Origin of the sequence: Mycolicibacterium stellerae, assembly GCF_003719305.1 — a bacterium.
GTDB classification, from domain to species: Bacteria; Actinomycetota; Actinomycetes; order Mycobacteriales; family Mycobacteriaceae; genus Mycobacterium; species Mycobacterium stellerae.
On sequence record NZ_RARC01000017.1, the window covers coordinates 121,387 to 128,632 of the forward strand.

Annotated in this window: 8 protein-coding genes; 1 reads left to right on the forward strand and 7 read right to left on the reverse strand. The window is 67.5% G+C overall.

From position 1 onward, the window contains the following. Nucleotides 1–8 precede the first annotated feature (8 nt). Nucleotides 9–1,016 (reverse strand): glucose-6-phosphate dehydrogenase (coenzyme-F420), encoded by a 1,008-nt coding sequence (gene fgd, locus D6M19_RS20645; protein WP_123027116.1) that lies wholly within the window; start codon nucleotides 1,014–1,016, stop codon nucleotides 9–11. 63 nt (nucleotides 1,017–1,079) lie between these two features. On the opposite strand from fgd, the gene D6M19_RS20650 reads away from it, so the two are divergent. Further along, the gene (locus tag D6M19_RS20650) at nucleotides 1,080–1,814 is read left to right on the forward strand and encodes an MBL fold metallo-hydrolase (RefSeq protein ID WP_123027117.1); all 735 of its coding nucleotides are present in this window, start codon (nucleotides 1,080–1,082) and stop codon (nucleotides 1,812–1,814) included. On the opposite strand, the gene D6M19_RS20655 is transcribed toward D6M19_RS20650, so the two are convergent. From D6M19_RS20655 to D6M19_RS20680, 6 genes are all read right to left on the reverse strand, one after another. Continuing rightward, the gene (locus tag D6M19_RS20655) at nucleotides 1,811–2,026 is read right to left on the reverse strand and encodes a hypothetical protein (protein ID WP_123027118.1); all 216 of its coding nucleotides are present in this window, start codon (nucleotides 2,024–2,026) and stop codon (nucleotides 1,811–1,813) included. The genes D6M19_RS20650 and D6M19_RS20655 overlap by 4 nt on opposite strands. Nucleotides 2,027–2,069: 43 nt before the next feature. Further along, the gene (locus D6M19_RS20660) at nucleotides 2,070–3,407 is read right to left on the reverse strand and encodes an NtaA/DmoA family FMN-dependent monooxygenase (RefSeq protein ID WP_407665381.1); all 1,338 of its coding nucleotides are present in this window, start codon (nucleotides 3,405–3,407) and stop codon (nucleotides 2,070–2,072) included. After that, nucleotides 3,407–4,525: an LLM class flavin-dependent oxidoreductase gene (locus tag D6M19_RS20665; protein ID WP_123027120.1), complete on the reverse strand. Its 1,119-nt coding sequence runs from the start codon at nucleotides 4,523–4,525 to the stop codon at nucleotides 3,407–3,409. The genes D6M19_RS20660 and D6M19_RS20665 overlap by 1 nt, the downstream gene beginning before the upstream one ends. After that, nucleotides 4,522–5,610 (reverse strand): LLM class flavin-dependent oxidoreductase, encoded by a 1,089-nt coding sequence (locus tag D6M19_RS20670; protein WP_123027121.1) that lies wholly within the window; start codon nucleotides 5,608–5,610, stop codon nucleotides 4,522–4,524. The genes D6M19_RS20665 and D6M19_RS20670 overlap by 4 nt, the downstream gene beginning before the upstream one ends. Then, nucleotides 5,607–6,107 (reverse strand): GNAT family N-acetyltransferase, encoded by a 501-nt coding sequence (locus D6M19_RS20675; RefSeq protein ID WP_123027122.1) that lies wholly within the window; start codon nucleotides 6,105–6,107, stop codon nucleotides 5,607–5,609. Before D6M19_RS20675 ends, D6M19_RS20670 begins: the two co-directional genes overlap by 4 nt. Nucleotides 6,108–6,190: 83 nt before the next feature. Beyond that, the coding region (locus D6M19_RS20680) for an HNH endonuclease signature motif containing protein (RefSeq protein WP_164478597.1) at nucleotides 6,191–7,246 on the reverse strand (1,056 nt) is incomplete at its 5' end.

Consider the following 7,246-nt stretch of genomic DNA (forward strand, 5'->3'; position numbering starts at 1 on the left):
CCAACGTATCAGCCGAGCCGGCGCAGCCGGGGCTCCAGATCCTTGGCAAAGAGCTCGAGGAAGCGGCGCTGGTCGTGGCCGGGCGCGTGGAAAACCAGATGGTTGAGGCCCCACTTCACGTACTGGCCGACCTTCTCGACCGCCTCGTCGGGGTCCGATGCCACGATCCACCGCTTGGCGACCTGCTCGATGGGCAGCTCGTCGGCGGCCTTCTCCATCTCGAGCGGGTCGTGGATGTTGGTCTTCTGCTCGGCGGTCAGCGACAACGGGGCCCAGAACCGGGTGTTCTCCAGCGCCGCCTCGGGATCGGTGTCGTAGGAGATCTTGATCTCGATCATCCGGTCGACGTCGTCGGGGTTGCGGCCCGCCGCCTCTGCACCCTCCCTCATGGCGGGGATGAGCTTGTCCTTGTACAGCTCCTCGCCCTTGCCGGAGGTGCAGATGAAGCCGTCGCCCGCGCGGCCCGCGTACTTGGCCACCTGCGGTCCGCCCGCTGCGATGTAGATCGGGATGCCGCCCTCCGGGACGTCGTAGATGGACGCGCCCTTGGTCTTGTAGTACTCGCCATCGAAGTCGACGCGGTCGCCGAGCCACAGCTCGCGCATCAACTTCACCGACTCGCGCAGCCGCGCGTAGCGCTCCTTGAACTCGGGCCACTCGCCCTGGTAGCCGGTGGCGATCTCGTTGAGGGACTCGCCTGTGCCCACGCCGAGGAAGATGCGGTCCGGATACAGGCAGCCCATCGTCGCGAACGCCTGGGCGATGACGGCGGGGTTGTACCGGAACGTCGGGGTCAGCACCGAGGTGCCGAGGACCAGGCGCTTGGTGCGCTCGCCCACCGCGGTCATCCAGGCCAGGGAGAACGGCGCGTGGCCGCCCTCGTGTCGCCACGGCTGGAAATGGTCGCTGACCGTGGCGCTGTCCATTCCGTGCGCTTCGGCCTCGACGGCCAGTTCGACGAGTTCACGCGGCGCGAACTGTTCCGCCGACGCCTTGTATCCGAGTTTCAAGTCCATGGTTTCCTTTTGCTCCTCACATGCCCGCTCTTCGTTTCTACTCCACCCTCATACACTCGGCAGATGGCACTGGATATCAACGCCATCACCGACAGTGTGCATTTCGCACACACCGACCTGGTCAACTGGACGCTCGTCGCCGACGACACCGGCGTCATCCTGATCGACGCGGGCTTTCCCGGCAGCCGCGACGACGTGCTGGCCTCGCTGCGCCACCTCGGCTTCGGCGCCGACGACCTACGCGCGATTTTGTTGACCCATGCCCACATCGATCATTTCGGCTCGGCGATATGGTTCGCGAAAACCCATGGCACACCTGTGTATTGCCATGCCGAGGAGGTGGGTCACGCCAAGCGCGAATACCTGGAGCAGGCATCGCCTTTGCAGGTGGCCACGCATGCCTGGCAACCGCGCTGGTTGAAGTGGTCGGTGGCGATCAGTCGCAAGGGAGCGTTCACGCACGAGGGCATCCCGACCGCGCAGGCACTGACCGGCGACGTCGCCGCCGGGCTCCCCGGCGCTCCAATGGCCATCCCCAGCCCGGGACACACGGGTGGGCACTGCTCGTTCGTCGTCGACGGCGTGCTGGTCAGCGGCGATGCGCTGGTGACGGGGCACCCGGTCGCCAGCCGCGGCGGCCCTCAGCTGCTGCACAAGGTGTTCAATCACGACCAGGACGGCTGTGTGCGGAGCCTGGCCGCGCTGGCGATGCTGGAGACCGACGTGCTTGTGCCCGGTCACGGCCCGGTGTGGCGGGGTCCGATCCGCGAAGCGGTGGTTCAAGCCACGCCGCGTTAGGCGAGCGCTTCGTAGCCAAGCAGGAAGATCGCGGTCAGACACAGCCCGCAGCACACCACGAAGGTCGGCATCAGGATCTTGTCGTCGAGATCGGCGTCGTCCGTGGCTTCGCGCCGTCGGCCGATCAACGACCGCAGCACCAGTCCGGCGGCCAGCGTCAAGCCGGCGGCGGCAAAGAGCAGCCACCCTACGGTCGTCTGCGAAATCTGCACCCCACCACGCTCCCGCCGCACTGTGCGACAGCCTCGACCAAGCCTATAGGCAAAGGTGGTCGCGCAGGGTGTGGCCGGCGTATTCGGTTCGGAATGCGCCGCGCTCCTGCAGCAACGGCACCACCCGGTCGACGAATTCATCGAGCCCGTGCGGGGTCAGGTGCGGGACGAGGATGAAGCCGTCGCAGGCGTCGGCCTGAATGTGCAGGTCGATCTCGTCGGCGACCTGGGCGGGTGTGCCGACGAACTGCTGGCGGCTGGTCACCGCGATCACCAGCTCACGGATGCTGAGGTTGTCGGCCTGCGCGCGCTCCCGCCAGCTGGCCGCGACGGCCTTCGGGTCGCCGTGCCGGACTCGGCCCTGGGTGATGGTCGGGTCGTCGGCCGGTTCGACATCGGGCAGCGGACCGTCGGGGTCATAGCCCGAAAGGTCGCGCTGCCAAACCTGTTCGAGCATCGCGATAGCGGTCTGCGGGCCGACCTGCTGACGCCGGATATGGCGGGCCTTCTCGACCGCGTCGGCCTGCGTATCGCCCAGCACGAACGTGGCCGCCGGAAAGACCTTGAGCCGGTCGGGATCTCGGCCGTAGGACGCCGCCTGTTGTTTGACGTCCGCGTAGTAGGACTGTCCCGCCTCCAGCGTCGAGTGCATGGTGAACGCCGCGTCGGCGTAGCGGGCCAGGAACGCGCGTCCGTCGGCGGAGTCACCCGCCTGCAGCAGGACGGGATGGCCCTGCGGCGCACGCGGCAGCGTGCTTACCCCGCGAACGTCGAACTGCGGTCCACGATGTTCGACCGCACGCACCCGGGCCGGGTCAACATAAACGCCGCTGTCCCGATCGACGACCACGGCGTCGGGTGCCCAGCTGTCCCAGAACTCGCGCGCCACGATGACGAACTCCTCGGCCCGCTTGTAGCGGTCGGCGTGGTCCAGGAATCCGCCCCTGCGGAAGTTCTCGCCGGTGAACGCGTCCGATGAGGTGACAATGTTCCAGCCTGCGCGGCCGTCGGACAGGTGGTCGAGGGTGGCGAATTGCCGTGCCACCTCGAACGGTTCATTGAACGTGGTGTTGATGGTGCCTGTCAGGCCGAGGCGGTCGGTGACCGCGGCCAGCGCCGCCAGCACCGTGAAGGTATCGGGCCGACCGACGACGTCGAGGTCGTGGATGCGACCGCGGTGTTCGCGCAGCCGCAGGCCCTCGGCGAGGAAGAAGAAGTCGAAACGGCCGCGCTCCGCGGTGCGCGCCATGTGCACGAACGAGTCGAACTCGATCTGGCTGCCCGACTCGGGGGCCGACCACACCGTGGTGTTGTTGACGCCGGGAAAGTGGGCGGCGAGATGAATAGGCTTGCGGTGCTTGCCTTCTCGGACAGCAACCATCAGATCCCCCATCGTTTGGCGATGAGCTCGTGGGACCGCAGGCGATCGGCGTGCCGGTGCGTTACGGAGGTGATGACGAGTTCGTCGGCGCCGGTGACGCGTTGCAGCGTCTCCAGCTTCTCCGCCACCTGGTCGGGATCGCCGACGAATTGCGTTGCGGTGCGGTCCTTGACAACTTCGGCCTGCTCGTCGGTGAGCGGTTCGGCGGTGTCGGGGTCGGGATACGGTACCGCGCCGCCACCCTTCCGGATGGAGTACACCCAGTGGCCATACGTGGAGGCGAGGTGTTGCGCGGTTTCGGTGTCGTCGGCCACCACGACATCGGCGGAGACCACCACGTACGGCTCCAACAGCGTCGTAGAGGGGGTGAACGCGCTTCGGTAGGCGTCGACAGCGTCAAGAGCCGTGGCGGGGGTGATGTGGTAGCTGGCCACGAACGGCAGGCCGTTGGCGCCTGCCACCTGCGCGCTCTGCCCCTTGCTGCTGCCGAATACCAACGGCGTCAGGCTGGTTCGTTCGCCGGGCACCGCATGCAGGTCGAAGTCTTTCACCCGGTAGCAGCCGTGCAACATGGCCAGGATGTCGTCGACCTGGTCGCCGAAGTCCGGCGAAACCGCCTCGGGCTGCTGCAGGATCGACATCTGCGCGCGAAGCTGGTCGGTGATGATCGTGCGCATGTCGAACGGCGGCGGCACGACCACGCCACCGATATCGCGCCATTCCGTCGGCAGCTCACGCTTCGGCTTGGGCTCGTCGGTGGGTTTCTTGGCCGCCTCGCGGCGCCGCTGCCCGGACCGGCCCACCCCGAGGTCGATGCGACCGGGATAGAACGCGTCGAGCATGCCGAAGCCTTCGACGACGGAAGCGGCCGTGGTGTGGCCCAACTGCACAGCACCGGCGCCGACGCGGATGCGTTCGGTGGCGGCCGCGATCTGGCCGATCAGTACGGCGGGCGACGAGCTGGCCACCGCGACGAAGTGGTGCTCGGCGATCCAGTAGCGCTTGTACCCCCACTGCTCGGCGTGCTGAGCCAGATCGATGGTGTTGCGCAGCGCGGTCGCAACGTCGCTACCTTCGCTGATCGGCGACAGGTCGAGGATCGACAGTGGGATCGTCATGTCGGCTCCACCCTGACATAGCGGTTGTCGGCGACGGGAAGGGCGAGGCGTTCGCGCAGAGTTTCGCCGTCGCCGTAGGCGGTGCGAAACAGATCCGCCTGCTGCAGAAGCGGCACCACCTCGTCGACGATCACCGGAAGGTCGGTGGCGTTCACGGCGGGCCGCAGCCGGAAGCCGTCGAGGCCCAACCGCCGCCAGCGGGTCAGCAGATTCACCAGTTCGGCGGGTGCGCCGTCGAAGATCACAGCGTCGGACCGGGTGTCGACGGCCCCGGAGAACGAGACGAAGATGTCGGCGTAGACCTTCAGGTCGGTGCCGCCTGCCTGCCGGACCTCACCGAGGATCGTGGCTACACCGTCGTCGTCGTGGGGGGTGATGAACACCAGATCCGCACTGCGCGCGGCGAATTCGTAGACCGGCAGCTGATGTGCGAGCGCGGTGACGACGGGTTGACCCTGCGGTGGCCGCGGGGTGATCGACGGCCCCTTGACGGAGAAGTACTTTCCGCTGAAGTCGATGTAGTGCAGCTTGTCGCGGTCGACGAATCGGCCTGTCGCGACGTCGCGGATCACCGCGTCGTCCTCCCAGCTGTCCCACAACCTGCGGACCACCTCGACGACGTCGCTTGCCTCGTCGAACAGGTCCACCCCGGCGACGTCTCGGCGGCCGAACAGCGCAGCCTCGTGTGCAGAACTGCTGATCCGCACCTGCCAGCCGGCCCGACCATGGGAGACGAAGTCGAGCGTGGCAATGGCTTTGGAGATGTGGAAAGGCTCCGTGTGGGTGACGGTGGCGACCGGAATCAGCCCGATGTGTCGGGTCACTGGCGCGACCCGCGAGGCGATCAGCACCGCATCGGGCCTGCCTGCCAGCCACCGCGGCTCGATCTCGGCGCGGCGGCGCCGCTGGGGGGTGAGCGCGTCGTCGAAGGTCACGAAGTCCAACAGCCCGCGTTCGGCGGTGACGGCGAGATCGGACCAGTAGCGGCCGCTGGTGACGGGCTCGGCGTCCTGGCTTCGGCGCCACGCCTCGGGATGCCAGCCGTATCCGTCGAGCGCGACCGACAGGTGTAGATGCTCGCTCACCGGCGCACCAACGTCTTCAGGAAAGCAAGGGGATAGACCTCCCCCTCGGCTACCAACGGCTCGTCGAGCCGTTGGTAGCCGGTGCTGAGGTACAGCTCCTCTGCCTCGGGTTGGCGGTCGCCCGTCGTCAAATAGATACGCGTGTAGCCCCGGGCGGCGATCTCCTTCTCCAACTCGACCAGCAGGGCCTTGGCGTAGCCTCGCCGCCGATGCCCGCTGTCGGTCCAGATGCGCTTCAGCTCAGCGGTTTCGGCGTCGAACCGCCGGAACGCGCCGCCCGTGACGGGCCGGCCGTCGCGCAGACCGATCAGCATGGCCCCGCCGGGTGCTGCGAACTCGTGGGCTGGATAGGTGCGCAGCCAATTGGCCACCGATTCGACAGGGGCGCGGTATCGGCTCGCATACTCCAGCGCGAGTTCCGCCAGCAGCGGTTCGGCCAGGAGGTCGTCCTGGTCGACCGCGGCGAAGCGGAGTTCTTCAACGGCGTGCGCGGACATCACTTAACTGTCTAACGCAGTTGGCAAGACCGCATTCCTTACCCGTGGTTCGGGTCAGCGTGATCGCAAATTCCCGCAGGTCGCTAGTAGGGCGGGATGTCGACTTCGTTGAGCCTGCGTTCGGCTTGGATTGCTGCGGCTTCGTCGGCGGTGCGGGTGCGTTGTCGGCGGGGCATCATCAGGCCGCGACGTTCGGCGTGGGGTGGGGGTTTTGTCGCGGGTGGGAGTTCGGTGGTGGTGACGTTCCAGGTGGGGAAGAACAGCCGGCTGCCGGGTTGGGTGGTGTAAGTCTTCCCGCTGGGCGCCGTCCAGATCACAGTGGCGTCGGGCAGCTGCTTATCCGCCCAGCCGCCGATGCCGGTCCAGAACGTTTTCATCAAATGATGTCGTCGGCATTTGCAGTTCAAGTTCGACGGGTGAGTGGGGCCTAAAGGCCAGGGAATGACGTGGTCGATGTCGCAGCGGTCGGCGGCCACGGTGCAGCCGGGGAAGCGGCAGAACAGATCGCGCATGCGCACGAACTCGGCCAACTCGTCGCTGGGCCGATACCGCGGCTCGGGTGCGGCGTCGGGCATCCGGATCGGTTTGATGGTGGCGCCGTTGCGGATCGCTTCGGCCAGCAGCGTATTGGGCAGCACCCCGTGGCCCACCAGCAGGCCCGGCGACCGCGGCCGCCGCCCCGACGCGGCAGTGGCGGATTGGGCGGTGGCCTCGGGTTGGTCGGTGGCGTCGTTGTCGGCGGTGCCGTCGGGTTTGTCGGTGGGCTCCGCGGGTTGGTCGGTGGCGTCGTTGATGGCGGCTTGATCGGCGATCACCCGGATCACCACATCCGACTTGGGTGTCACACCCGCGGTGGGGCAGGCCGGGGATCCGCACCGACACGCCAGGGTGTCGTTACCGTTGAACAGCGCGCCGACCGCATCCGAGCGGCGTTCACCGGCGCTGCGCGGATCACCATCACAGACCCCGTTGATCATCGCGGTGATGCGCTGGCCCCCAACGGCGGCGTCGTGGGCCAGCAGCCGCCCCCACACCGCGGTGGTTTCGGCGTCGTCGTCACAGGCGCCGATGGTGAAATCACGGCCCCGCACCGCGGTGTGGGTGCGGCGTTGGGCGTCGGGGTCGTAGCGGGCGACCTG

Excerpts from the sequence above, each read along its gene's own strand:
- fgd (WP_123027116.1), bottom strand. The coding sequence starts at position 1,016 with ATGGACTTGAAACTCGGATACAAGGCGTCGGCGGAACAGTTCGCGCCG.
- D6M19_RS20650 (WP_123027117.1), top strand. The coding sequence starts at position 1,080 with ATGGCACTGGATATCAACGCCATCACCGACAGTGTGCATTTCGCACAC.
- D6M19_RS20660 (WP_407665381.1), bottom strand. The coding sequence starts at position 3,407 with ATGGTTGCTGTCCGAGAAGGCAAGCACCGCAAGCCTATTCATCTCGCC.
- D6M19_RS20665 (WP_123027120.1), bottom strand. The coding sequence starts at position 4,525 with ATGACGATCCCACTGTCGATCCTCGACCTGTCGCCGATCAGCGAAGGT.
- D6M19_RS20675 (WP_123027122.1), bottom strand. The coding sequence starts at position 6,107 with ATGTCCGCGCACGCCGTTGAAGAACTCCGCTTCGCCGCGGTCGACCAG.